23 protein-coding genes are annotated in these 23,305 nt (G+C 68.2%); 17 read left to right on the top strand and 6 right to left on the bottom strand.

The window, feature by feature from the left end:
* Positions 1 to 6: 6 nt before the first annotated feature.
* Both GC106_RS49535 and GC106_RS36890 read left to right on the top strand, forming a co-directional pair.
* Positions 7 to 1,143 carry a sensor histidine kinase gene (locus GC106_RS49535; protein WP_173140195.1) on the top strand — a complete coding sequence of 379 codons (1,137 nt, stop codon included), beginning with the start codon at positions 7 to 9 and terminating at the stop codon, positions 1,141 to 1,143.
* Positions 1,140 to 1,730, top strand: coding sequence for a response regulator transcription factor (locus GC106_RS36890; RefSeq protein WP_173140193.1), 591 nt, complete (start codon positions 1,140 to 1,142; stop codon positions 1,728 to 1,730). The genes GC106_RS49535 and GC106_RS36890 overlap by 4 nt, the downstream gene beginning before the upstream one ends.
* 222 nt (positions 1,731 to 1,952) lie before the next feature.
* Here the strand turns inward: GC106_RS36890 and GC106_RS36885 are convergent, their stop codons facing one another.
* Genes GC106_RS36885 through GC106_RS36860 form a run of 6 tightly spaced genes read right to left on the bottom strand, consistent with a single transcriptional unit; the run spans position 1,953 to position 12,656 of the window.
* Positions 1,953 to 3,059 (bottom strand): ADP-ribosylglycohydrolase family protein, encoded by a 1,107-nt coding sequence (locus GC106_RS36885; RefSeq protein ID WP_173140191.1) that lies wholly within the window; start codon positions 3,057 to 3,059, stop codon positions 1,953 to 1,955.
* Positions 3,059 to 4,891, bottom strand: a complete 1,833-nt coding sequence (locus tag GC106_RS36880) for a hypothetical protein (RefSeq protein WP_173140189.1) — start codon at positions 4,889 to 4,891, stop codon at positions 3,059 to 3,061. The genes GC106_RS36885 and GC106_RS36880 overlap by 1 nt, the downstream gene beginning before the upstream one ends.
* 55 nt (positions 4,892 to 4,946) lie before the next feature.
* The gene (locus GC106_RS36875) at positions 4,947 to 5,405 is read right to left on the bottom strand and encodes a hypothetical protein (protein WP_173140187.1); all 459 of its coding nucleotides are present in this window, start codon (positions 5,403 to 5,405) and stop codon (positions 4,947 to 4,949) included.
* Entirely contained in the window at positions 5,402 to 11,806 is a 6,405-nt protein-coding gene (locus GC106_RS36870) for a DUF8616 domain-containing protein (RefSeq protein WP_173140185.1), read from the bottom strand. The genes GC106_RS36875 and GC106_RS36870 overlap by 4 nt, the downstream gene beginning before the upstream one ends.
* A gap of 3 nt (positions 11,807 to 11,809) precedes the next feature.
* Positions 11,810 to 12,127: a WXG100 family type VII secretion target gene (locus GC106_RS36865; RefSeq protein WP_173140183.1), complete on the bottom strand. Its 318-nt coding sequence runs from the start codon at positions 12,125 to 12,127 to the stop codon at positions 11,810 to 11,812.
* A gap of 13 nt (positions 12,128 to 12,140) precedes the next feature.
* Positions 12,141 to 12,656, bottom strand: a complete 516-nt coding sequence (locus tag GC106_RS36860) for a YbaB/EbfC family nucleoid-associated protein (protein WP_173140181.1) — start codon at positions 12,654 to 12,656, stop codon at positions 12,141 to 12,143.
* Positions 12,657 to 13,094: 438 nt separating this feature from the next.
* Here GC106_RS36860 and rpsL point away from each other — a divergent pair, with 438 nt between their 5' ends.
* From rpsL to rpsQ, 15 genes are all read left to right on the top strand, one after another.
* Positions 13,095 to 13,469: a 30S ribosomal protein S12 gene (rpsL, locus tag GC106_RS36855; RefSeq protein WP_069846376.1), complete on the top strand. Its 375-nt coding sequence runs from the start codon at positions 13,095 to 13,097 to the stop codon at positions 13,467 to 13,469.
* Complete coding sequence (rpsG, locus tag GC106_RS36850) at positions 13,469 to 13,939, top strand: 30S ribosomal protein S7 (protein WP_173140179.1); 471 nt, start codon at positions 13,469 to 13,471, stop codon at positions 13,937 to 13,939. The genes rpsL and rpsG overlap by 1 nt, the downstream gene beginning before the upstream one ends.
* A 42-nt stretch (positions 13,940 to 13,981) precedes the next feature.
* Positions 13,982 to 16,081 carry an elongation factor G gene (gene fusA, locus GC106_RS36845; RefSeq protein ID WP_173140177.1) on the top strand — a complete coding sequence of 700 codons (2,100 nt, stop codon included), beginning with the start codon at positions 13,982 to 13,984 and terminating at the stop codon, positions 16,079 to 16,081.
* 146 nt (positions 16,082 to 16,227) lie between these two features.
* A complete protein-coding gene (gene tuf, locus GC106_RS36840; RefSeq protein WP_173140175.1) occupies positions 16,228 to 17,421 on the top strand; it encodes an elongation factor Tu in 1,194 nt (397 codons plus the stop codon).
* Between the two features lie 402 nt (positions 17,422 to 17,823).
* Positions 17,824 to 18,129 carry a 30S ribosomal protein S10 gene (rpsJ, locus tag GC106_RS36835; protein WP_003938093.1) on the top strand — a complete coding sequence of 102 codons (306 nt, stop codon included), beginning with the start codon at positions 17,824 to 17,826 and terminating at the stop codon, positions 18,127 to 18,129.
* Positions 18,130 to 18,168: 39 nt separating this feature from the next.
* Positions 18,169 to 18,819: a 50S ribosomal protein L3 gene (gene rplC, locus GC106_RS36830; RefSeq protein WP_173140173.1), complete on the top strand. Its 651-nt coding sequence runs from the start codon at positions 18,169 to 18,171 to the stop codon at positions 18,817 to 18,819.
* A 1-nt stretch (position 18,820) separates the two neighbouring features.
* Positions 18,821 to 19,504, top strand: a complete 684-nt coding sequence (gene rplD / locus GC106_RS36825) for a 50S ribosomal protein L4 (protein ID WP_173140171.1) — start codon at positions 18,821 to 18,823, stop codon at positions 19,502 to 19,504.
* Complete coding sequence (rplW, locus tag GC106_RS36820) at positions 19,501 to 19,800, top strand: 50S ribosomal protein L23 (protein WP_054295767.1); 300 nt, start codon at positions 19,501 to 19,503, stop codon at positions 19,798 to 19,800. Before rplD ends, rplW begins: the two co-directional genes overlap by 4 nt.
* 21 nt (positions 19,801 to 19,821) lie before the next feature.
* Positions 19,822 to 20,655 (top strand): 50S ribosomal protein L2, encoded by an 834-nt coding sequence (gene rplB, locus GC106_RS36815; protein ID WP_173140169.1) that lies wholly within the window; start codon positions 19,822 to 19,824, stop codon positions 20,653 to 20,655.
* Positions 20,656 to 20,673: 18 nt separating this feature from the next.
* Entirely contained in the window at positions 20,674 to 20,955 is a 282-nt protein-coding gene (gene rpsS / locus GC106_RS36810; RefSeq protein ID WP_033384221.1) for a 30S ribosomal protein S19, read from the top strand.
* Between the two features lie 41 nt (positions 20,956 to 20,996).
* Complete coding sequence (gene rplV / locus GC106_RS36805) at positions 20,997 to 21,434, top strand: 50S ribosomal protein L22 (protein WP_173140167.1); 438 nt, start codon at positions 20,997 to 20,999, stop codon at positions 21,432 to 21,434.
* Complete coding sequence (gene rpsC / locus GC106_RS36800; protein ID WP_173140165.1) at positions 21,434 to 22,288, top strand: 30S ribosomal protein S3; 855 nt, start codon at positions 21,434 to 21,436, stop codon at positions 22,286 to 22,288. The genes rplV and rpsC overlap by 1 nt, the downstream gene beginning before the upstream one ends.
* 3 nt (positions 22,289 to 22,291) lie before the next feature.
* Positions 22,292 to 22,711, top strand: a complete 420-nt coding sequence (rplP, locus tag GC106_RS36795) for a 50S ribosomal protein L16 (RefSeq protein WP_033384217.1) — start codon at positions 22,292 to 22,294, stop codon at positions 22,709 to 22,711.
* A complete protein-coding gene (gene rpmC / locus GC106_RS36790; RefSeq protein ID WP_173140163.1) occupies positions 22,711 to 22,959 on the top strand; it encodes a 50S ribosomal protein L29 in 249 nt (82 codons plus the stop codon). Before rplP ends, rpmC begins: the two co-directional genes overlap by 1 nt.
* Positions 22,956 to 23,240: a 30S ribosomal protein S17 gene (rpsQ, locus tag GC106_RS36785; RefSeq protein WP_173140161.1), complete on the top strand. Its 285-nt coding sequence runs from the start codon at positions 22,956 to 22,958 to the stop codon at positions 23,238 to 23,240. Before rpmC ends, rpsQ begins: the two co-directional genes overlap by 4 nt.
* Positions 23,241 to 23,305: the final 65 nt, after the last annotated feature.

Genomic DNA, 23,305 nt, shown 5'->3' with positions numbered 1-23,305 from the left:
GATCGCGTGTCCGAGCCCGCCCTTGAACCGCTGCGCCGATCGACGCGCAACACGTTGCTGTTCACCGAGGTGATCGCGCTGTTGCCGTTCGGCTTCCTGCTGCAGGAACGGCCGGGATGGCTTCCGGTGATCCTGATGGCGGCCGGTGTGGGCGTGCTCACCGTGATCCGTGTGCGCGGCATCCTGCAGGCTCTGCGCGGTCCGTGGCAGCCCTTCTCGTACAGCCGGGTCTACGGTCTTACGGCGCTGGGCCTCGCGCTGGCGTGCGTCGCGGCCACGGCGAAGGCCCAGTCGGGTGGCTTCGCCACGATCTTCGTCGGCATGGCGGCGGCCGAGTTCTTCGTCGCCAGGCCGTTCGGCGTGGCCTGGCGCCACGTGGGGTACGTCCTCGTGGGCCAGACCGCGGCTCTCGCGGCCGTGATCGTCCTGACCGGACAGCAGGATTTCCTTCGCCCGGTCCTGCTTGCCGCGCTGCTGATGACAGTCGCGCTCGCGTTCGGCATCGGCGTGACCTACCGTCAGTGGGAAGGCGCGTTGAAGCTCGAAGAGGCCCGCAAGGACGCGGCCGACCTCGCCGCGACGAGGGAACGCCTGCGGCTGGCCGAGGACCTGCACGACATCCTCGGGCACGCGCTGGAGGTCGTGTCGCTGAAGAGCGAGCTCGCGGTCCGGCTGACCGACCCGGAGCGGGCGAAGGCCGAGATGGTCGAGGTGCAACGCTTGGCCCGCAACGCTTTGCGGGACGTCCGCACCCTCGCGCACGCCAACCGGCCGACCGACTTCGCGACCGAGCTCGCCGGTGCCCGCAGCCTGCTGGACTCGGCCGGGATCTCCTGTGACTTCACCGCCGACCCCGCCGCGTTGACCGCGGCTGAAAGGGACCTGTTCGGCCGGGTGCTGCGGGAGGCCATGACGAACGCGCTGCGTCACGCCGACGCTCGCTCGTGCTGCGTTTCCCTTGAGACCATGCCGGATCAGGCTGTCTTGCGGGTCATGAACGACGGTGTGGCGCCGTTGCGGTCAGGCGGCGACGGCAGCGGCCTGGCGAGCTTGGCCCGCCGGGTCAAGGCTGCCGGTGGTTCGTTCCACGCCGGGAACGTCGAACCCGCGTCCTTCGAGGTGATTGCGAGCCTGCCGAGATGATCCGAGTGGTGCTGGCCGACGACGAACAGCTGACCAGGCAGGCGGTGGCCTCGTTGCTGAGCCTGGAACCCGACCTGGAGGTGGTCGCCGACGTCGACGACGGCTCGAAGGCCCTGCTGGCGATCGCCGAGCACCGGCCGGACGTGGTCGTGCTGGACGTCGAAATGCCCGCACTGGACGGACTGAAGGTGCTGGAGATGATCGACACCAAGGCGATCATGCTGACCCGGCACGCCCGGCCAGGAGTGCTCCGGCAGGCGTTGTCGCTCGGTGCCAAGGGGTTCCTGGCCAAGACCGCGCCGGCCGCGCTGCTGGCCGACGTGATCCGCCGCGTGCACGCGGGAATGCGTTACGTCGACCCGGAGTTCGCGGCCGAGGCACTGGCGGAGAACCCGTGCCCGCTGACCGACCGCGAACTCGAAGTCCTCCGGATGGTCGACGACTCCCGCACCGCACCGGACATCGCCCGCGCCCTGAACCTCTCGGCGGGCACGGTCCGCAACTACGTCTCGTCGGCCATGACCAAACTCGGCGCCAAAACCCGCGCCCAAGCCGCCAGAATGGCCCGCGACAACGGCTGGATCTAGCCCCGTGTCCACCTTTCCGGCACCCCGAAACACCCATTCCGGCACCTTGTGGTCGCCGCGGCGAAGCGGCACGGCCGCGCCGCGTGCCGGATGGGGAATTTCTGGGTGCCGGAGTGTGCGACACGAGGTGCCGGAAAGGTGGACACGAGGTGCCGGAGTGTGCGACACGAGGTGCCGGAAAGGTGGACACGGGGTGCCGGAAAGGTGGACACGGCGGGGTGGTCAGCCGAGGTGGCCGGACCAGCGGCGCTGGGAGAACGGGAACCAGCTGAAGAACTCTTCGCTGTAGAGCGGTTCGTCGCTGAACTCACGGCGGATCTGGTACGCCAGCGTGCCCATCCGCTCGGACAGTTCGACTTCGGCGACCAGTTCCTCCGGCAGGTAGTTCCCACCGCCCGCGATGCCGTACAACGAACCGGCGAGTGCTCCCGTCGCCGCGCTGTCGCCCGCGATCGTGATGGCACGGCCGACGACGTACTCGAAGCGGTGCTCGGAGATCGCCGCCCGCGCGGCGATGGCCAGCGCGCCGATGGCGGTGGTGCTGTCGCCGAAGCTCTCCATCGTGGCCGGGTCGAACTTCTTGGCCGGGTCGAACTGGGCGTCGACCACCCTGGTCAGTGCCTCGTGGACCGGCTCGTGGCCCTTCCACCTGGTCAGCTCGTCCCTGGCCGCGTCGATGGCACGGATGAGGTTTCTGGTCCGCAGGCAGTACTGGATCATCACGGCGTACGCACCCGCGGCGAGATACGCGTTCGGGTGGCCGTGGGTCATCGCCGCGATCCGAGCGCCGATCTCGAAGACCTCGTGCAGGTCGGTGCTCCACAGGGCCGCGCCGCCCGCCCGCAGCAGCGCCGAGCTGCCCTGTGAGTCGTTGAGCGGCTTGTCGATCGTGCCGAACGTGCCCGTCCGCATGTAGTGCCGGATGGCCTCGACGGTCGTGCGATCGGCCCAGCGGCGTTCGAACAGCTCGTTGGCGCGTGGGAACCAGCCGTCCTGCTCCATCACCAGCCAGCGGCGCATGCCCAACGCGACTTCGTTGACCGGGTCGGTCCGTTCGTACCAGGTAGCCCGTACGTGCGCACGGACGATCCCGTCCAACGCCAGCAACATCAGCTGCGTGTCCGACGTGATCGCGCCTGGCTTGCCGAAGACGTCGATGAACTGCATCGGGCCGTGCGGGCCGTATCGCTTCACGATGTCAGCGGGAGTGTTGAACCGGACCGACGCGCCCAGCGCGCCGCCGATCGCCGCACCTCGCATCCAGCCTGGCAGGCCGATGTCCACCGCGCCGAGCTGTTTGAGGTCAAGGCCGATCTTCCACTCGGGCATCACGAACCGTCCGCGGCCGAGAGTTCGACGATCTGTCCCCAGTGCAGGTAGCCCTCGGTCGCCTGGGGCAGGATGTACGCTTGCACGCCGCCAGGCCGGTTCGGCCCGGCCTTGGTGAAGCACGAGACGATCGTCCACTCGCCGGTCAGCCGCAGCCTGCGCGGCGCGGTTTCCCCGTGCAGCACCGGAACGATCTGCTCGACCGTGGTGCCGGGCGCGTAGACCAGGTTGGACACCGGCGGGCCGAACTGCTCCACGTCGAAGTCGCTGACCTTGACGTACGTGAACCGCTCGAAGTTCTCCAACGGCGGCGACGGCGGGATCGGCACGTCGAGGACCTCGTACGGCTCCAGCAGTTCACCCGGTTCCCGTTGCAGGTTCGGGTAGTTCTGCCACAGCTGGCCCATCAGGTACGTCGCGGCCTGCCCGACGGTGTCGAAGAGGTGCTCGAACTCGCGCCGGTCCTCCTCGGCCGAGTACCAGAACGCCGCCCAGTGGTCGCCTTCGCGGACCATGCACCACGCCTGGTCCTTGAGCCTGCCGGTGCTGTAGTAGCGCCTGCTCACCCGGAACCGGGATGCCATGTCCGCCAACGCGTACGCGGCACGGTCGTAGTCGTCCCAGCTCGACGCCTCGGTTTCCGGCCTGCCCATCGCCAACGCGGACGCACGGTCCAACGCGAACCTCGGAACCGACCGCGGATGCCTGTAGTCCACCGCACGGATGTGCTCGACGAAGTCAGGCGCGGGCGCGATCCCGTGCTGCCGCAGGTAGTACGCGACGGCTGCGGACCACACCCACTTGCCGTCGGTCAGGAAGGCCATCGGCACAAGGCTTTCCCGCTCGGGGTGCAGCAGGTCCGGTGAATAACCACGCGACGACAGCACAACCCGTCCACTTTCCAAAAAGGACAGTATGGCGTCGCGCTCGGAGCTGGCGATCGCCGGCCGGTAGGCGTACGGGCGATCGTTGTTGGTGTAGCCGTCGAACAACCGGGCGAACAACGTGTACGGTTTCTCCGCCGGGGTGTCGGAGTTTCCCCGTACGAGATCCACCCTGGCGCTGTCGCTTACCGCCTCGTACGCGAGCAAAGCGTTCTGCGCCAACTTGACCGGGATCGCCTCGGCGTGCCGGGGGAAGACGCGCAACTCGCAGTAGGACGCCAGTTGGTCGGAGTTGTCCCCGGGGAAGTCGTAGTCCAGGTCGATCTTCGCGGGAGCGCCGCGCTTGAGCTCGTACTTCGCCTGGAACCAGGTGCCTTTGCCGGGCCGATGCGACACCATCCGCAACCGGTGGAACCAGTGCCCGACGATGGCAGGCGGCGACCAGTGGTGGATGGCGCCGTCCTCCAGCGTGATCCTGCACCGCAGTTCCATCCGGTCACCCAATGCGTCACACCGGATGTCGACCTGCTGCCACCCGTTGGGCGCACCCGCGACGACCGAGACGCTCATGTCCGTCGCGATCGTGTTGGTGTTGGGCTCGGGCGCGTCGTTCTCGTGCTTCACCGGCATCGGGAAGCGCCGCGTGTCGGATTCCCGCCTGCCAGGCCACACCGTGGTGCGCACCTGCACGATCTCGGTCTCCGGATCCGGCGCGAGATAACCGAGCAACGGTTCCGGGTGGTCGATCCCGCGAACGGCGAACGTGAACAGGGCCTCCGGCAGGCTTTCGGAGATCCGCTGGACGAACGTGCCGTCCTCGGTCTGCTCGAAGTCGCTCGACGGCACGGTCCCGATCGGCGCGACCAGGTCCACGGTGCCCTCCGACCGCCTGGCGCACCGGTGCACGACACCCTGCTGCACCGCCAGCAGCACGCTGTCCTCCTGCATTACCACGCCTCCCCGTGCGTCGGTAGTTGCCGCGTGATCGTAGAACCGGTGGCCATCAGTCGCTCGCTTCGTCCGGGTGGAAGCCGCGCTTGCTCACGGTGTTCTCCATCTGCTGTCCCGCGTCCCGCCGGGCGAAGTCCTCTGCCCACAACGCGAAGGTGCGCCGGCGCAGCGCCGTGATGAGGGCCAGTTCCTGGTCGCCGACCCCGCGGCCTTCGGCGGCCGCCTGGTCGTAGAGCCCGTCGATGGTCTGGTAGACGGCGAAGATCGGCCCGTCGCCGACGAGGTGGTTCGCCCGCGCGATCTCGGTCTCGTCGATGAACCGGTTCTCGTCCAGAACGTGGACGTCCCCGCCCATGTCGAGCATGACCTCGGCGATCAGCGAGTCGTCCTGGTCGAAGTCGCCGGTCGACAGGTTCAACAGGTAGCCGTGGACGTTTCCGTCCTCGCCGCGGTCGATCCGGTAGGTCTGCGCGTGCACCCGGAGGTACTGCGGAGTCTCAATGCCGGTCATTCGAGGACACCCTCCTGGTGCAGCGCTTCCCAGAACAGCACACGCTGACGCATGTTGATCGCCTTGACGAGCGCTTCCTCTTGGGTCGTCACGATGTCCTTTTTGTACTGCCGGTTCACTTCGTACAGCGCGTGCTCGTACACGGCGACTTCGTCCATCGCGGTCAGGTGCAGCCGGAGCTCGGTGACGTGGTCGTTCGGTGGAAGCGTGATGTACATCTGCAGGTCACGGTACCCCGACGGTTGCGGGGTCCTGAACCGGTCGTTGAACTCGACGATCCGGAGGTCCTCGCGCCGGCTGATCATCTCGACGGCCCGGTAGACATCACTGAGCCGCTTGAACTCGATCTTGCCCGCGGTGAGGTCCTTCGCCAGCCGAGGGTCACCTTTGTACCTGCCATCAGGCTTCGCGTAGTTGTCGACGTCCGCCCGGTTCTTGTCGAACGGCCGGTAGCCCGCCTTCCCGTCGAGTTGCCTGGCCAGATCGGTGACGAGCTCGATGAGCTTGGGGCGAGCCTGCCGTGCGTCCTCGAACCTGGCGTCGAGGTAGGACTCGACGGTCTCCCCTGGCTTCATGGGGATCTGGACGTTGTGCACACCCGGCTTGACGCGGCTGAGCTGCCGCTCGACGGCCGCGGATATCGCCAGCTGCTCCGAAGTCAGCGGGGTGTACTGCGCGGGTTGCCTGGCCGCCGTGTCGATCACCGCCTGAGCACCGGCGTCGACGTCGTTGACCGCACCGACCACGGTGTCGATCGCCTTGGGCTGCAACAGCAGCGACGCGATGGTCTTCGGCTGGTTGAGCAGTGCCTGCTCGAGGTAGTCGGCCCTGGTCATCGCCTCGACCAGTTCCGGGTGGTCAACCAGCCGCTCCCGCACGACATCGGCGATGCGGTGCTGCGCGACGATCTCGCCCGCCTTGTTCTTCTCGTCGACCATCGAGTTCGTCTCCGCGGCGCGGTCCAGTGCCGCGGAGACGTCAGGGCGTTCGAGGTAGGCACGGACGTCGTCCGCTGTCAGCCTTGCCGGAGGCGGCGTCGGGTCCTCGCCGCGTTGGAAGGCGTCGTGGGGGCGTTCGGCCGGGGTGTCGTGCAGGCCCCAGTCCGGAGTGTGGCCAGGCGGGTACGGGCTGTCCGACGTCGGCCTGCCAGTGCCGTCCGGGCCGAAGCGGGCCCACTCGCCGTTGGGCGGCCACTTCGACTTGCCGGGCTCGAGGGCCGTCTCGGCGGCGTAGATGTTGCCCTTGTCGTCGACCCACGTGTCCGTGCGCGGCGCGATCGTCTCCACGCCGAAGTGCCGGGCCACGTGCGCCGGGATGCCGTTGGGGTTCTTGCCGGAGTTGCAGCCGGTGAAGATGATCGGTGTCTTGCGGTCCCACACGCTGTGCGGCAGGGCGTTCAGGATGTTGACGACGTCGTTGCCGTTCAGCTGCTTGCCGTTGGACAGCAGCGCGTCGGCCTGGCCGTGCGTGTCCACCACGAAATAGCCGGGCATCGGTTTGATCGCCCGCGCGCCCAGACGCTGGTCTTTCTCCGATGGTCCGAAGATCGCGATGCCCGCCTGCGTGCCGCGCAGGTTCTCCACGACGTGTGGCAGGCGTTCCTGGTCCTCGAAGTAGTCGAGCTTGACCCGCTTGAAGTCCGGCGGCGGTGCGTCGGCCACCGGATGGTCGGCGAACGGCGAGTTCGCGATCCTGGCGAGGAAGTCGTCCGCGGCGGGCGCGGGCGCGTCCTGCGGCCTGCTGCTGGTGTGGTCGTACTCCGGCTTGCGCAGCGGTTGGGTGACCGGCTCGGTGTACGTCTCCTGCCGCATCGGTGGCGGCGGCTGCTCGACGAGCGGCCGTGGCAACGCCGTCGTCGTCTGCGATCGGTCGGGGACCGAAGGCTGCGGCCGCTGCTGCACCGGGGCCGGCTGCTGCCGGTGCTGTTGCTGATACTGCTGTTGCGGATACGGCTGTGGCCGGACCGGTTGCTGCTGTTGGACGTGCTGTGGCGCGGGCGGCCGGACAGGCTGCTGCTGGGGCGGATACTGCTGCCGATGCTGTTGTGGCGGCGGCATCGGCGGCCGCTGCTGGTTGGGCGGCAACGGCCCGCCCTGCTGCGGTCCATTGTAGACAGACTGGTTGTGTCGCGGCATCTGCTGGCCCTGCACCGGCAGGACCTGCGGGCGTGGTTGTTGCTGGTACCCGGCCACCGGACGCCACGGCCGCAGTGGCGGTTCCTCGCGCAGCTGGACGTGGAAAGTGCCGGTTTCCTTGTTGTAGCCGGTACCGACGACCGTGAACCTGGTGCCGGACGGGAACAACACCTCGCGTTCGCTCGGGCGGTGCGACACGGCGGAGATGTCGCGGCCGGTGAGCGAGTGGATCTCCATCACGACCTTGCCGGGGAAGTCGCTCGGGCCGCCCCGTGAGGTGCTCAGGAACGCACGTTCGGTGATGGTCGCGTGCATCGGGAACTGGCTGGCCCGCAACGGCGCGTCGGACGTGTTGATCACGCGGTGCACCACGCCCCGGTACGGCGGCAGGTGGTTCAACGCGGAGTTGATCACCTTCACGTAGCCCTCGTGCCGCCGCAACGTCGGAATGTCGTTGGCGCGCAGGGCCCTGTTGACCGTGTCGAACGTGTGCTGGGCGGTGTGCCCGCGCAAGGCGATCAACTGGTCGCGGGGGATGACGGCCAAGTGCGGGTTGCGCGCGACGATCGCGTCGATGTGCTCGGCGTCCCGCTCCCACATGTCCGGCGGGTACGACTGCCGCATGTGGTGCACGTCGTGCGGGGCAGCCCGGAAATCCGGCCTGTTCTCGAAGAACAGCGGCGTGCCCTCGGGCGCGACGATGGTCGGTTTCCTGACCTCCGCCGTCGTCGTGGCGTCCGACTCGGCGGGTTTCCGCTGCGACTGCGGAGAATCCGGCGGATCCAGCCGATCGGCCCACGAAGGGTTGGACGTCGTGGGCCCGTTGCTGCTGCCCGGCGCCTCGCCGCGGCGGTACGCCCGGTCCGGCCCTTCACCGCCGACGGCGCGCCAGTCGGGGACGTGCCCAGGGGGAGAGGACTGTTTGTGCGCGGTGTTGGTGCCGTCCGGCTTGAACGTGGCCCACTCGCCGTTCGGTGGCCAGCCGGGCCGCATGTCCCTGGCGCCCTGGTGCGAGCTGCTCGCGAACAGGTTCCCGCGGTCGTCGGTCCACGCGTCTTTGGTCGGCGCGGTCACCTCACCGCCGAGCTCACGGGACAGCTGCGCGGCGAACCCGTCCGGTTTGGACCCGGTCTGGCACCCGACGAGCAGGACGGGCTGCTTGCCGTCCCACCCGGACGCCCGGATGACGTCGGCGGTGTCCTTCGCGTTGAGGTCCCGGCCACCGGCCATCACCTTGTCCGACATGCCATGCACGTCGACGACGAAGTGAGTCGGATGCGGCGGCACGATCTGCGCGGCCTGCCGGTGCGTCGGGAACTCGCCGCCATGCCGTGCGATGACGATGCCCGACTGAGTCGGGGTGACGAAGTTCTTGAGGTCCTTCAAGTGATCCGGCAGCGGGACCGGCGTCCGCCGCGGCGCGGGCCGCTCGTCACTGGCCCGTGCGGGCGGCGCGTCCAAGTCACCGGAGAACCTGTGCGGTCCTGATATGGGGATGTCGTGCGTAGGGTGCGGTGAAGGTCCTGAGTGGACTGGTGGCGCGGGATGCGTTGCGGGCTCGGGACTGCGGTGCGGCAGTGGCGGGATGGGACGGTCCTGCGCCGGGGTGAACAGGTTCGGCCCCGGACCGCTTTGGGGCACCGGTGTGGGGTGTGGCTGGGGCGCGGGGTGTGGTTGCGGCGCTGGTGTGGGGTGTGGCTGTGGAGCTGGGGTTGGGGCGGGGGCAGTCCCCGATGTCGTCGTGCCGTGCGGTGCGGGCCCGCGCTCGCCGCTGTCGGGCGTGGGGTGAGGGCCACGGTCGGCATTGCCGGGCACGGTGCCGCTGGACGGTTGCGGGGCTCGCTCGGGGCCGCCCAGCTGACCGGGAGATGCGCCCGGACCAGGCGTTGGACCGCCCGAGGTCGGCCCTGGGCCGGTCGGGCCCGCCATCGGTGCCGCGGCCATCGGCATAGGCCCGCTTACCGGTCCACCGGTGGCGCTGCCAGTAGGCGCCGGTGTGAGCCCGCCCGGGCCCCCGGGTGCGGGAGTGCCGGTGACCTGTCCGCCGGTTGGTGTGGGACCGCCTGCGGGTGTCGGGTTTCCGCCAGGAGTCGCCCCGCCCGGCGTGGGCCCGCCCGGCGTGGGCCCGCCCGGCGTGGGCCCGCCGGGGGTGGGAGTGCCGGGGGTGGGAGTGCCGGTGGCAGGGCTGTTGCCTGCGGGAACGGGTCCGCCTGGGGGCGGAGTGCCGGTGACCTGTCCGCCGGTCGCTGTGGGGTTTCCGCCAGGAGTCGGCCCGCCCGGCGTGGGGCCGCCGGGGGTCGGAGTGCTGGTGACAGGGCTGCCGCTTGGCGGCGGAGTGCCGGTGACCAGGCCTCCGGTCGGTGTGGGGTTACCGCCAGGGGGCGGCCCGCCGGGCGTGGGACCGCCACCCGACACCGGGCCGCCAGTACCAGGGGTCGGGGCGCCTGTCGGCGACGGACCGCCAGGAGCCGGGCCACCGCCGGGTGACGCACTTCCACCGGGCGCGCCGCTGCCAGGAACCGGGCCGCTGCCGGGGCTGCTGCCGCCGCTGAGAGCGCCGCCCGGGTTCGGGCCGGCACTGGAACCGCCGCTGGGGGCCGGGCCGCTCGCCAGCCCGCCGGACGCTGGGCCACCACCAGGACCGCTGCTGGCCGCCGGGCCGCCACCCGGGCCACTGGTCCCGCCACTGGCAGCCGGGCCGCCGCCTGAGCTGGCGCCGCCACTTGGGCCGCTGCCGCCGGGGGCGCCGCTCGCGCTCGGGCCGCCACCGGGGGCGCTGCTGGGGGCCGGGCCGCTTGCTGGGGCGCCGCTCGCGCTCGGGCCGCCACCGGGGGCGCTGCTGGGGGCCGGGCCGCTTGCTGGGGCGCCGCTCGCGCTCGGGCCGCCACCGGGGGCGCTGCTGGGGGCCGGGCCGCCGCCTGAGCTGGCGCCGCCACTTGGGCCGCTGGCGCCGGTGGTAGCCGGGCTACTACTCGCTCCACTGCTGCCTACACCGCTGCTCGGGCCGCCGCCGCTGCTCGGGGACCCACCGGGAAGGCCGCCACTGGACCCACCGGCGAAGCCGCCACCGCTGGTAGCCGGACCGCCACCGGCGAAACCGCCACTGGCCGGGCCGCTCGGACTCGCCGAAGGGCTTGAGCCGCCCGTACTGCTCGGCGCCGGGCTCGGCCCGGCGGGACTGAAGCCGCTCAGCGAACTGGTCGTGGACGCCGAAGCACGCGGAGCAGGGCTGTCCGAAGTAGACGGCTCCGAGGACTCGGCTGGGCCTGACTGGACAGGCCGAGGCGTCGGAGAAGGCGCGACCCCCGAGGACTCCGTGCCCGTCTGCTCCGACACCTCGGGTACGTCGAAGTCCGCGGGCATCCCGGCGATGTGCTGTTTCGCGCCGCTCAGGCCGCCGCTGACCGCGCCGGAGGTGGCTCCCTGGGCCACGTTCTCCATGCTGAAGTTGCCGGACATCGCGCCTTCGACCGCGGTCGCCGCCGCGCCGGTCACGCCTTCCTGCACCGCTTCACGCGCGACGCTCTTGGCCAGGCCGTCGCCGAGGCCCTCGCCCATGACCTTGCCCGCGCCCGCCGACACCGCACCGCCGAGCACGCCGCTGATCGCGCCGGACTTCGCCGCGTCCAGGGTCATGCCCGCGTCGAAGTCCTCCCGGGTTCCCTTGGCCATCTGGAACAGCTGGATGCCCGCGTCGATCGCGACGTTCGCGGCGACCTCCGTGGCCACCGAGAACATCATCCGGCGCAGCAGGCTCTTGCCCACTTGCTCACCCAGGCGCTGCACCAGGTTGCGGAAGATCGTCACGATCACCTGGCGGGTGGCCAGCTGCGCAGGCAGGATGCCGGCCAGCGAGCCGCCGAAGGTGGCGAACGCCGCCGCCGTCATCGCGATGATCTGGATCAGCAACGCCGCCAGCGCCGCCCAGATCGAGAGTTTGGCGTACTCGATCTGCATCGCGCAGTTGCGGCACGCCTTCGCCAGCCCTTCCGAGCCTTCCTTCAGCTTCGTGAACGCCGCTTCGTCGCCTTCGACGAACTTCTTCCAGAATTCGTCGAACTGCCGCGCGGCTTCACCTTCCATGTGACCGCGCGCTTCTTTCACCGCGCCGTCCGCGGCCTTCATCGCCGCGTCGATGTCCTGCGCCGCCGCCTCCCAGACCTCGGCGAGCCGGATCATCGCGTCCTCGTTGCCCTTGGGCCATTCACCGCCGAGCACCCAGGGCGCGATGTCCTTGACGAACTCGGGGGGCTCCATGATCGCCATGGGTCAGACCTGGGTGTTGTCGAACGTCTGGGCGCTGGACTTGTCGGTCTGCTGCTGGGCGTCCGCCTGGGTTTTCAGGTTCTTGGCGATCTGGATCAGCGCCGCCGCCACGTCGCCGACCGCCTTGCTGACCGCGTCCGCCGCGGGCACGTAGTCCTTGGCGAAGTTCTGGCCTGACTCGTCGTCACCCCACGGCTGGCCTTCGGCCTGGAGTTTCGACTTCAGGGCGGCGGCGTCCTCGGTGAAGTTCGCGCCGACGCCGTCCAGCCGGGCCGCGCCACCGCGCACTCCGTCCGGGTTGATCAGCATCTCGCCGCTCATCGCCATGACCCCCTCAGTCCCGGCGGAACATCTGCTGGTTGCCGTAGTAGTCGTCGTCCGCCACCGGCTCTGACGGCGACGATGGCGAATGCGTTTCACCTTCGTCGTCGTCCGGTAACTCGATCCGGAACAGGTCGCGGAACGACGGCGCGCCGGGCACCAGGTCCGGCAGGTCGATCATGTCCTCGTCCGGGGTGAACTGGCTCGCCTCACGGTGCACCTCGGTGCGCACGCCGGCCGCGGCCTTGCGGACCACCCGTGTGATCTCCGCCGCCAACTGCTCCGGGGTGCCGCGGTCGAACGCGCGTGACGTCAGCGTCAGCTCGGTCAGCTGCCCGGTCATGTCCACTCTGGCCCGCACGACGCCGTCGTCGGACTGCGCCTCGCCGGTCAGCGCGCTCATCCGGGCCTGCGCCTCTTTGAGCTCCTCGGTACGCCTGCGCACCTCGTCCATCATCTGGTCGACCTGGCGGCGCAACTCGGCGTTGCGCTCGGCCTGACGCTCGGCTTCGAAATCCGGTTCGGACAACGCGCTACGCCCCCCGGCTCGCGATCGGTGACAGCTGACTTGCGGAATGTACCGGGGCCTGCGGACGCCGGTCCGCGGATCGGCCCAATCAATGGTATGGACCTGGAACAACCGGCCGTCCAGGCGGTGTTCACCTGGTATGGCGGTGACGGCGACCCCCGTTTTGCCCGGGACGAACCGGCCAGGTATCTTTGCTAATCGTGCCTGACTGATGTCGGGCCGCTCCGTGTGCCTGTCGTCGGTGCGAACCGCGACACAACCGGCACGGAGTCCTCCCAAACCCCGTTGGGATGCCGCGGTTGTTCCATGTGGCGCTGTCCCGCTCGGGCCGCTGAGGAAGGGCGACACGCCCGACCTCGGGTTACGGCGGGGCCAGGGGGAACACAGCAAAACCACGGACAACCGCCATGAAGAAGCAGTCGTAGAGAAAGCCGGTCCATGCCCACGATCCAGCAGCTGGTCCGTAAGGGCCGCCAGGACAAGGTCACCAAGACCAAGACCGCGGCGCTCAAGGGGAGCCCGCAGCGGCGCGGTGTGTGCACGCGTGTGTACACCACCACGCCCAAGAAGCCGAACTCGGCGCTGCGCAAGGTCGCCCGTGTCAAGTTGACCAGCGGCATCGAGGTCACCGCCTACATCCCTGGTGAGGGTCACAACCTCCAGGAGCACTCGATGGTGCTCGTGCGTGGTGGCCGTGTGAAGGACCTCCCGGGTGTTCGTTACAAGATCATCCGCGGCTCGCTGGACACGCAGGGCGTGAAGAACCGCAAGCAGGCTCGCAGCCGCTACGGCGCGAAGAAGGAGAAGAGCTGATGCCCCGCAAGGGACCGGCCCCCAAGCGGCCGCTGATCTCCGACCCGGTCTACAGCTCCCCGCTGGTCACCCAGCTGATCAACAAGGTGCTGAAGGACGGCAAGCGTTCGGTGGCCGAGAGGATCGTCTACGGCGCGCTCGAGGGTGCCCGTGAGAAGACGAGCACCGACCCGGTCGTCACGCTCAAGCGTGCGCTTGACAACGTCAAGCCGGCCATCGAGGTCAAGCCCCGCCGTGTCGGTGGCGCGACCTACCAGGTGCCGATCGAGGTCAAGCCCGGCCGCAGCACCACGCTGGCCCTCCGCTGGCTGGTCAGCTACTCCCGTAGCCGTCGTGAGAAGACCATGGTCGAGCGCCTCATGAACGAGCTGCTCGACGCGAGCAACGGCCTTGGGGCGAGCGTCAAGCGCCGCGAGGACACGCACAAGATGGCGGAGTCCAACAAGGCCTTCGCCCACTACCGCTGGTGACATAGCCAGTCCTACAGCTCTGCAAGACAGGGGAAGATTCTCGTGGCACTCGACGTGCTCACCGACCTGGCCAAGGTCCGCAACATCGGGATCATGGCCCACATCGACGCGGGTAAAACCACGACGACCGAGCGGATCCTGTTCTACACCGGGATCAACTACAAGATCGGCGAAGTGCACGACGGCGCCGCGACGATGGACTGGATGGAGCAGGAGCAGGAGCGCGGCATCACGATCACGTCCGCCGCGACGACCACTTACTGGGCCGATCACCAGATCAACATCATCGACACGCCTGGCCACGTGGACTTCACCGTCGAGGTGGAGCGTTCGCTCCGCGTGCTCGACGGTGCCGTCGCCGTGTTCGACGGCAAGGAGGGTGTCGAGCCCCAGTCCGAGCAGGTCTGGCGGCAGGCCACCAAGTACGACGTCCCGCGGATCTGCTTCGTCAACAAGATGGACAAGCTCGGCGCGGACTTCTACTTCACCGTGCGCACCATCTCGGAGCGGCTCGGCGCCAAGCCGTTGCCGATCCAGCTGCCGATCGGCGCCGAGAACGACTTCATCGGCGTCGTCGACCTGGTGAACATGCGGGCGCTGACCTGGCGCGGCGAGGTCAAGAAGGGCGAGGACTACGCGGTCGAGGAGATCCCGGCCGACCTGCTCGACAAGGCCAACGAGTACCGCGAGGCGCTGATCGAGGCCGTCGCCGAGACCGACGACGACCTGATGGAGAAGTACCTCGGCGGCGAGGAGCTGACGGTCGAGGAGATCAAGGCCGCCATCCGCAAGATCACGATCGAGCGGTCGGCGTACCCGGTGCTCTGCGGCTCGGCGTTCAAGAACAAGGGTGTCCAGCCGATGCTGGACGCGGTGATCGACTACCTGCCGTCCCCGCTGGACGTGCCGGCGGTCCAGGGAACCCTGGTCGACGGTGAGACGGAGGCCTCGCGCCAGCCGAACACCGACGAGCCGTTCTCGGCGCTGGCGTTCAAGATCGCCGTGCACCCGTTCTTCGGCAAGCTCACCTACATCCGGGTCTACTCGGGTCGCGTCGCCACCGGCGCGCAGGTGATCAACTCCACCAAGGAGCGCAAGGAGCGCATCGGGAAGCTCTTCCAGATGCACTCCAACAAGGAGAACCCGGTCGGTGAGGCCATCGCGGGCCACATCTACGCCGCGATCGGCCTGAAGGACACCACCACCGGCGACACCCTGTGCGACCCGCAGCAGCCGATCATCCTCGAGTCGATGACCTTCCCCGACCCCGTCATCGAGGTCGCGGTCGAGCCGAAGACCAAGGCCGACCAGGAGAAGCTGTCGACCGCGATCCAGAAGCTGGCCGAGGAGGACCCCACCTTCAAGGTCAAGCAGGACGAGGAGACCGGGCAGACGATCATCGCCGGCATGGGCGAGCTGCACCTCGACGTGCTGGTCGACCGGATGCGCCGCGAGTTCAAGGTCGAGGCGAACATCGGTAAGCCGCAGGTGGCCTACCGCGAGACCATCCGCAAGACGGTCGAGAAGCTGGACTACACCCACAAGAAGCAGACGGGTGGTTCGGGTCAGTTCGCCAAGGTCATCGTCAAGCTGGAGCCGCTGGCGACCACGGACGGCGCGCTGTACGAGTTCGAGAACAAGGTCACCGGTGGCCGCGTTCCGCGTGAGTACATCCCGTCGGTGGACCAGGGTGCCCAGGACGCCATGCAGTACGGCGTGCTGGCGGGCTACCCGCTGGTCGGCCTGAAGCTGACCCTGCTCGACGGTGCCTACCACGAGGTCGACTCGTCGGAAATGGCGTTCAAGATCGCCGGTTCGATGGTGCTCAAGGAGGCCGCGAAGCAGGCCAGCCCGGTGCTGCTCGAGCCGTTGATGGCGGTCGAGGTGACCACCCCTGAGGACTACATGGGTGACGTCATCGGTGACTTGAACTCCCGCCGTGGCCAGATCCAGGCCATGGAGGAGCGCAGTGGCACGCGTGTCGTGAAGGCGCTCGTTCCGCTGTCGGAGATGTTCGGCTACGTCGGCGACCTGCGGTCGCGGACCCAGGGCCGTGCGAACTACTCCATGCAGTTCGACTCCTACGCCGAGGTTCCCACGAACGTGGCGAAGGAGATCATCGCAAAGGCGACGGGGGAATAGCCCCGGAAACCGGAGCACCACACAGCGTGTGGGCTCTCCGGGGTTCCCCCCGGGGTCCGCACAACCGACCCTGATAACCGCCGGGACGAAGAGGAAACCTATTCTTCGTCCCCGGCGGACAAGTACAAGTCCAGGAGGACAATCCAGTGGCGAAGGCGAAGTTCGAGCGGACCAAGCCGCACGTCAACATCGGCACCGTCGGTCACATCGACCACGGCAAGACGACGCTCACCGCGGCTATTTCCAAGGTCTTGCACGACAAGTACCCGGAGTTGAACCCCTTCACGCCGTTCGACGAGATCGACAAGGCGCCGGAGGAGAAGCAGCGCGGTATCACCATCTCGATCGCTCACATCGAGTACCAGACCGAGAAGCGGCACTACGCGCACGTCGACTGCCCGGGTCACGCTGACTACATCAAGAACATGATCACCGGTGCCGCCCAGATGGACGGCGCGATCCTGGTGGTCGCCGCGACCGACGGCCCGATGCCGCAGACGAAGGAGCACGTGCTGCTCGCCCGTCAGGTCGGCGTGCCGTACATCATCGTCGCGCTGAACAAGGCCGACATGGTGGACGACGAGGAGATCCTGGAGCTCGTCGAGCTCGAGGTTCGCGAGCTGCTGACCGAGTACGAGTTCCCGGGCGACGACGTGCCCGTGGTCCGCGTCTCGGCGCTGAAGGCCCTCGAGGGCGACCCGGAGTGGGGCGCCAAGCTGCTCGAGCTGCTGGACGCGGTGGACGAGAACATCCCCGAGCCGCAGCGTGAGACCGACCGGCCGTTCCTGATGCCGATCGAGGACGTCTTCACGATCACCGGCCGTGGCACCGTGGTGACCGGCCGTATCGAGCGTGGCGTCGTCAACGTCAACGAAGAGGTCGAGATCCTCGGCATCAAGGAGAAGGCCATCAAGACCACCGTCACCGGTGTCGAGATGTTCCGCAAGCTCCTTGACCAGGGCCAGGCCGGTGACAACGTCGGTCTGCTGGTCCGTGGTGTCAAGCGTGAGGACGTCGAGCGCGGCATGGTCGTGGCCAAGCCGGGCACCTCGACCCCGCACACCGAGTTCGAGGCGCAGGTCTACATCCTGTCCAAGGACGAGGGTGGCCGTCACACGCCGTTCTTCCAGAACTACCGCCCGCAGTTCTACTTCCGTACGACCGACGTGACCGGCGTCGTGACCCTCCCCGAGGGCACCGAGATGGTCATGCCGGGCGACGACACGAAGATGACCGTCCAGCTGATCCAGCCGATCGTGATGGACGAGGGCATGCGGTTCACCATCCGTGAGGGTGGCCGGACCGTCGGCGCGGGTACCCTGACCAAGATCATCAAGTGATCTAGGTCCCCAGAGGGGCCGGACACAGTTACCGACCCCGATTTGGACGCCATATTTCGGTATGGCATCCTGTATAGGTTGCTCGTCGTGGGGCGGCCGGGTTCCGCAAGGTACCGGCCGCCTCCGCGCGAGGGCAGTGGAGCGTTAACGCTGCCATGTGAGACACAAAAAGGGTTATGCCGGAAATTCTGATGAGCTTCCGGCCGCCCGTCCCACGACGTCAGGTTCTCCCCGCGAGATCCATACGACAGTGGGACCGGTCTGTGAGCCGGGCGCGACACGCCCGACCTCGTGGACCGGGAACCATGACTTGTGAACAGGGGAGCGGAGCCTCCGATACCAGCGAAATGGCTGGTCAAGAGCTCTGACAAGGGACATCACGGAAGGAACGGCAAAGCCACCATGGCGGGACAGAAGATCCGCATCCGGCTCAAGGCCTACGACCACGAGGCGATCGACGCCTCCGCGCGCAAGATCGTCGAGACCGTGACGCGTACCGGCGCTCGGGTCGTTGGGCCGGTGCCGCTGCCGACCGAGAAGAACGTCTACTGCGTCATCCGCTCGCCGCACAAGTACAAGGACTCGCGCGAGCACTTCGAGATGCGTACGCACAAGCGTCTGATCGACATCCTCGACCCGACGCCGAAGACGGTCGACGCGCTGATGCGCATCGACCTGCCGGCCAGCGTCGACGTCAACATCCAGTAAGCGCCTGCGCGCGAGAAACGCAGCGGAGAGAACGAGACCATGTCTGACAGGCAAGTGAAGGGCATTCTGGGCACCAAGCTCGGCATGACCCAGGTCTTCGACGAGGCGAACCGGGTCGTCCCGGTGACCGTCGTCCAGGCCGGGCCGAACGTCGTGACCCAGGTACGCACCCAGGACAACGACGGCTACACCGCGGTGCAGCTGGCCTTCGGGGCCATCGACCCGCGCAAGGTGAACAAGCCGCAGACCGGGCACTTCACCAAGGCCGGCGTCACCCCTCGGCGAGTGCTCGCCGAGCTGCGCACCACTGATGCGGACTCTTACGAGGTCGGCCAGGAGATCACCGCCGAGGTGTTCGAGGCAGGCACCGTCATCGACGTCACCGGCACCAGCAAGGGCAAGGGCACCGCGGGTGTCATGAAGCGGCACGGCTTCAAGGGCCTGGGCGCCTCGCACGGTACCCAGCGCAAGCACCGCTCCCCGGGTTCGATCGGCGGATGCGCCACCCCGGGCCGCGTGTTCAAGGGCCTGCGGATGGCCGGCCGCATGGGTCACGTCAAGGTGACCACCCAGAACCTGACCGTGCACCGGGTCGATGCCGAGTCGGGCCTCATCCTGATCAAGGGTGCGGTTCCCGGCCCCAAGGGCGGCCTGGTGTTCCTCAAGAGCGCCGCGAAGGGTGGTGCGTGAAATGACCAGCGTTGACGTTCGCACCCCGGACGGCAAGACCGACGGCTCCGTCGAGCTGCCCGCGGGCATCTTCGACGTGCAGGCGAACATCCCGCTGATGCACCAGGTGGTCGTCGCCCAGGAAGCCGCCGCGCGGCAGGGCACGCACGACACCAAGACTCGCGGCGAGGTTCGCGGTGGCGGCAAGAAGCCGTACCGCCAGAAGGGCACCGGCCGGGCCCGGCAGGGTTCGACCCGCGCTCCGCAGTTCGTCGGCGGTGGCGTCGTGCACGGCCCGACACCTCGGGACTACAGCCAGCGGACCCCGAAGAAGATGAAGGCCGCCGCTCTGCGTGGCGCTCTCTCCGACCGGGTCCGCGCGGGGCAGCTGCATGTCGTGTCCTCTTTGGTCACCGGTGAGCAGCCGTCCACGAAGGACGCCCGCAAGGTGCTCGGCGAGATCACCAGCGCGAAGAACGTGCTCGTGGTGCTCAACCGGGACGACGAGCTGAACCTGCTGTCGGTGCGCAACCTGCCGAACGTGCACGTGTTGTGGCCGGACCAGTTGAACACCCGCGACGTGCTGTTCGCCGACGACGTGGTGTTCACCAAGGACGCGTACGACGCCTTCGTGGCCGGCCCGATCGCGGGTCGTTCGGCCAAGGCGACCGCTCGCTCCGGTGAAGTTGAGGAGGAGTCGAAGTGATTCCCGACCCCCGCGACATCCTGCGCGCGCCGGTCATCTCCGAGAAGTCCTACAGCCTTCTCGAGGAGAACAAGTACACGTTCCTGGTCCACCCGGACGCGAACAAGACGGCGATCAAGATCGCGGTCGAGAAGGTGTTCGGCGTCAAGGTGATCAGCGTGAACACGTTGAACCGGCAGGGCAAGCGCAAGCGCACCCGGACCGGCTTCGGCAAGCGCAAGGACACCAAGCGCGCCATCGTGACGCTGTCCGCTGACTCGAAGCCGATCGAGATCTTCGGCGGCCCGGCCGCCTAAGGGAACGAGGAACTCGCAGAGATGGGCATCCGCAAGTACAAGCCGACGACGCCGGGCCGTCGCGGCTCCAGTGTCTCGGACTTCGCCGAGATCACCCGTGATCACCCGGAGAAGTCGCTGGTCCGGCCGCTGAACAAGAAGGGCGGCCGCAACGCGCACGGCAAGATCACCACCCGGCACAAGGGTGGCGGTCACAAGCGTGCGTACCGGCTGATCGACTTCCGTCGCAACGACAAGGACGGCATCCCGGCCAAGGTCGCGCACATCGAGTACGACCCCAACCGGACCGCGCGCATCGCGCTGCTGCACTACGCCGACGGCGAGAAGCGCTACATCATCGCGCCGGACAAGCTGCGTCAGGGCGACGCGATCGAGAACGGCCCGCGCGCCGACATCAAGCCGGGCAACAACCTGCCGCTGCGCAACATCCCGGTCGGCACCGTGGTGCACGCGATCGAGCTGCGGCCCGGCGGCGGCGCCAAGATCGCCCGGTCCGCGGGTGCCAGCGTCCAGCTGGTCGCGCGTGAGGGTTCGCTGGCACAGCTGCGGATGCCCTCCGGCGAGATCCGCAACGTCGACGTCCGCTGCCGCGCCACCGTCGGTGCGGTCGGCAACGCCGAGCAGTCCAACATCAACTGGGGCAAGGCAGGCCGGATGCGGTGGAAGGGCAAGCGCCCGACCGTCCGTGGTGTGGCCATGAACCCGGTCGACCACCCGCACGGTGGTGGTGAGGGCAAGACCTCCGGTGGTCGCCACCCGGTGAACCCGGCCGGTAAGCCCGAAGGCCGTACTCGTCGCCGGAAGGCGAGCGACCGGATGATCGTCCGTCGCCGCAAGACCGGTAAGAAGCGCTGAGCAGGAAGGGAGTGAACCATGCCGCGTAGCCTGAAGAAGGGCCCGTTCGTTGACGACCACCTGCTCAAGAAGGTGGACGCGCTGAACGAGTCCGGCAAGAAGACGGTGATCAAGACCTGGTCCCGCCGGTCCACGATCATTCCGGACATGCTGGGTCACACGATCGCGGTGCACGACGGCCGCAAGCACGTCCCGGTGTTCGTCTCGGAGGCCATGGTCGGGCACAAGCTGGGCGAATTCGCCCCGACCCGCACCTTCAAGGGCCACATCAAGGACGACCGGAAGTCCCGCCGCCGCTGAGCGGCGCGCCTAGAACACGAACCAGCAAGGGGTAAGCAGCGATGAACGCCCGTGACGAAGCCGCGGTGGAGGAACTTCCCACCGCCGTGGCTCGGGCTCGCTACGTGCGCACCACGCCGATGAAGGCGCGCCGCGTGATCGAGCTCATCAAGGGACGTAACGCCAGCGAGGCCCTGGCCGTGCTCCAGTTCGCGCCGCAGGCCGCCAGCGGTCCGGTCGCGAAGGTGCTCGCCAGTGCCATGGCAAACGCCGAGAACAACCTGAGCCTCGACCCGGAGACCCTCTGGGTGAGCAAGGCGTATGTGGACGAGGGCCCGACCCTCAAGCGGTTCCGCCCACGGGCGCAGGGCCGCGCGTACCGCATCCGCAAGCGCACCAGCCACATCACGGTCGAGGTCGTTTCGCGTCCGAAGCCGGAGGCTGCTCGCAAGCCCGGCCGGAAGGCCGCGAAGACCAGTGAGAAGGGAAGTGCCAGCTAGTGGGTCAGAAGATCAACCCGCACGGCTTCCGCCTGGGTATCACCACTGACTGGAAGTCCCGCTGGTACGCGGACAAGCAGTACGCGGAGTACGTGGCGGAAGACGTCAAGATCCGGAAGCTGCTGTCCAAGGGCATGGAGCGCGCCGGCATCTCCAAGGTGGAGATCGAGCGGACCCGGGACCGGGTGCGGGTGGACATCCACACCGCCCGTCCGGGCATCGTCATCGGCCGCCGTGGTGCCGAGGCGGACCGTATCCGGGGTGAGCTGGAGAAGCTCACCAAGAAGCAGGTCCAGCTGAACATCCTCGAGGTCAAGAACCCCGAGTCGGACGCCCAGCTGGTCGCGCAGGCAGTCGCCGAGCAGCTGTCCAACCGGGTCGCCTTCCGCCGCGCGATGCGCAAGGCCATCCAGTCGGCCATGCGTTCGCCGCAGGTCAAGGGCATCCGGGTGCAGTGCGGTGGCCGTCTCGGCGGCGCCGAGATGTCCCGCTCGGAGCACTACCGCGAGGGTCGCGTCCCGCTGCACACGCTGCGCGCGGACATCGACTACGGGTTCTTCGAGGCCCGTACCACCTTCGGCCGGATCGGTGTGAAGGTCTGGATCTACAAGGGCGAGGTTGTCGGCGGCCGCCGGCAGCACGACGCCACTCAGAACGCCACGCAGGAGCGCGCCCCGCGCCGCGAGCGTCCGAACCGGCCTCGTCGTTCCGGTGCCACCGGCACCACCGCGACGAGCACCGAGGCTGCCAGGGCCGCCGCCCAAGAGGCACGTTCGAGCGCCGCGGCTGAGGCCGCGTCAACGCCGTCCGAAGCCCCCGCGGCTCCGGAGGCCAAGGCAAACGGGGAGGGCTGAGCAGTGCTCATCCCACGCAAGGTCAAGCACCGCAAGCAGCACTCGCCGAAGCGCAGTGGCGCCGCCAAGGGCGGCACCAAGGTCAACTTCGGTGAGTACGGCATCCAGGCGCTCGAGCCTTCGTACGTGACGAACCGGCAGATCGAGTCCGCGCGTATCGCCATCAACCGGCACATCCGCCGTGGTGGCAAGGTGTGGATCCCGATCTTCCCGGACCGTCCGCTGACCAAGAAGCCCGCCGAGACCCGGATGGGTTCCGGTAAGGGCTCGCCCGAGTACTGGGTGGTCAACGTCAAGCCGGGTCGTGTGCTGTTCGAGATGAGCTTCCCGAACGAGGCCGTGGCGCGTGAGGCACTGCGCCGTGCGATCCACAAGCTGCCGATGAAGTGCCGCATCGTGACGCGTGAAGGTGGTGACTTCTGATGGCCGCTGGAGTGACCGCGTCCGAGATGCGCGAGCTGACCGAGGAGGAGTTGGTGCTCCGCCTGCGGGAGGCCAAGGAGGAGCTGTTCAACCTCCGGTTCCAGATGGCCACCGGCCAGCTGGACAACAACCGCCGGCTGCGTACGGTCCGGCGGGACATCGCCAAGATCTACACAGTGATGCGGGAGCGCGAACTGGGCTTGTCGGCTTCCCCTGACGAGACCACTGCGAACGAAGGTGCCGCATGACCGAACCGACCACGGAGACGACTGAGGAGGCCCGCGGCCGCCGGAAGGTGCGCGAAGGCTACGTCGTGTCCGACAAGATGAACAAGACGATCGTGGTCCAGCTCGAGGACCGCAAGAAGCACCCGCGTTACTCCAAGGTGCTGCGCACCACCAGCAAGGTGAAGGCGCACGACGAGGAGAACACCGCCGGCGTCGGCGACCGGGTGCTGCTGATGGAGACCCGGCCGCTGTCGGCCACCAAGCGGTGGCGTCTGGTCGAGGTCCTCGAGAAGGCCAAGTAAGCAACAGCTATTGACCGCGCGTGTCAGGTCGGAAATCTGCCACGCCACAACGGGTCAGGGAGACA

Origin of the sequence: Kibdelosporangium persicum (assembly GCF_013280595.1) — a bacterium.
Classification (GTDB): Bacteria; Actinomycetota; Actinomycetes; order Mycobacteriales; family Pseudonocardiaceae; genus Kibdelosporangium; species Kibdelosporangium persicum.
This window is presented reverse-complemented; position numbering and strand designations above follow the sequence as displayed.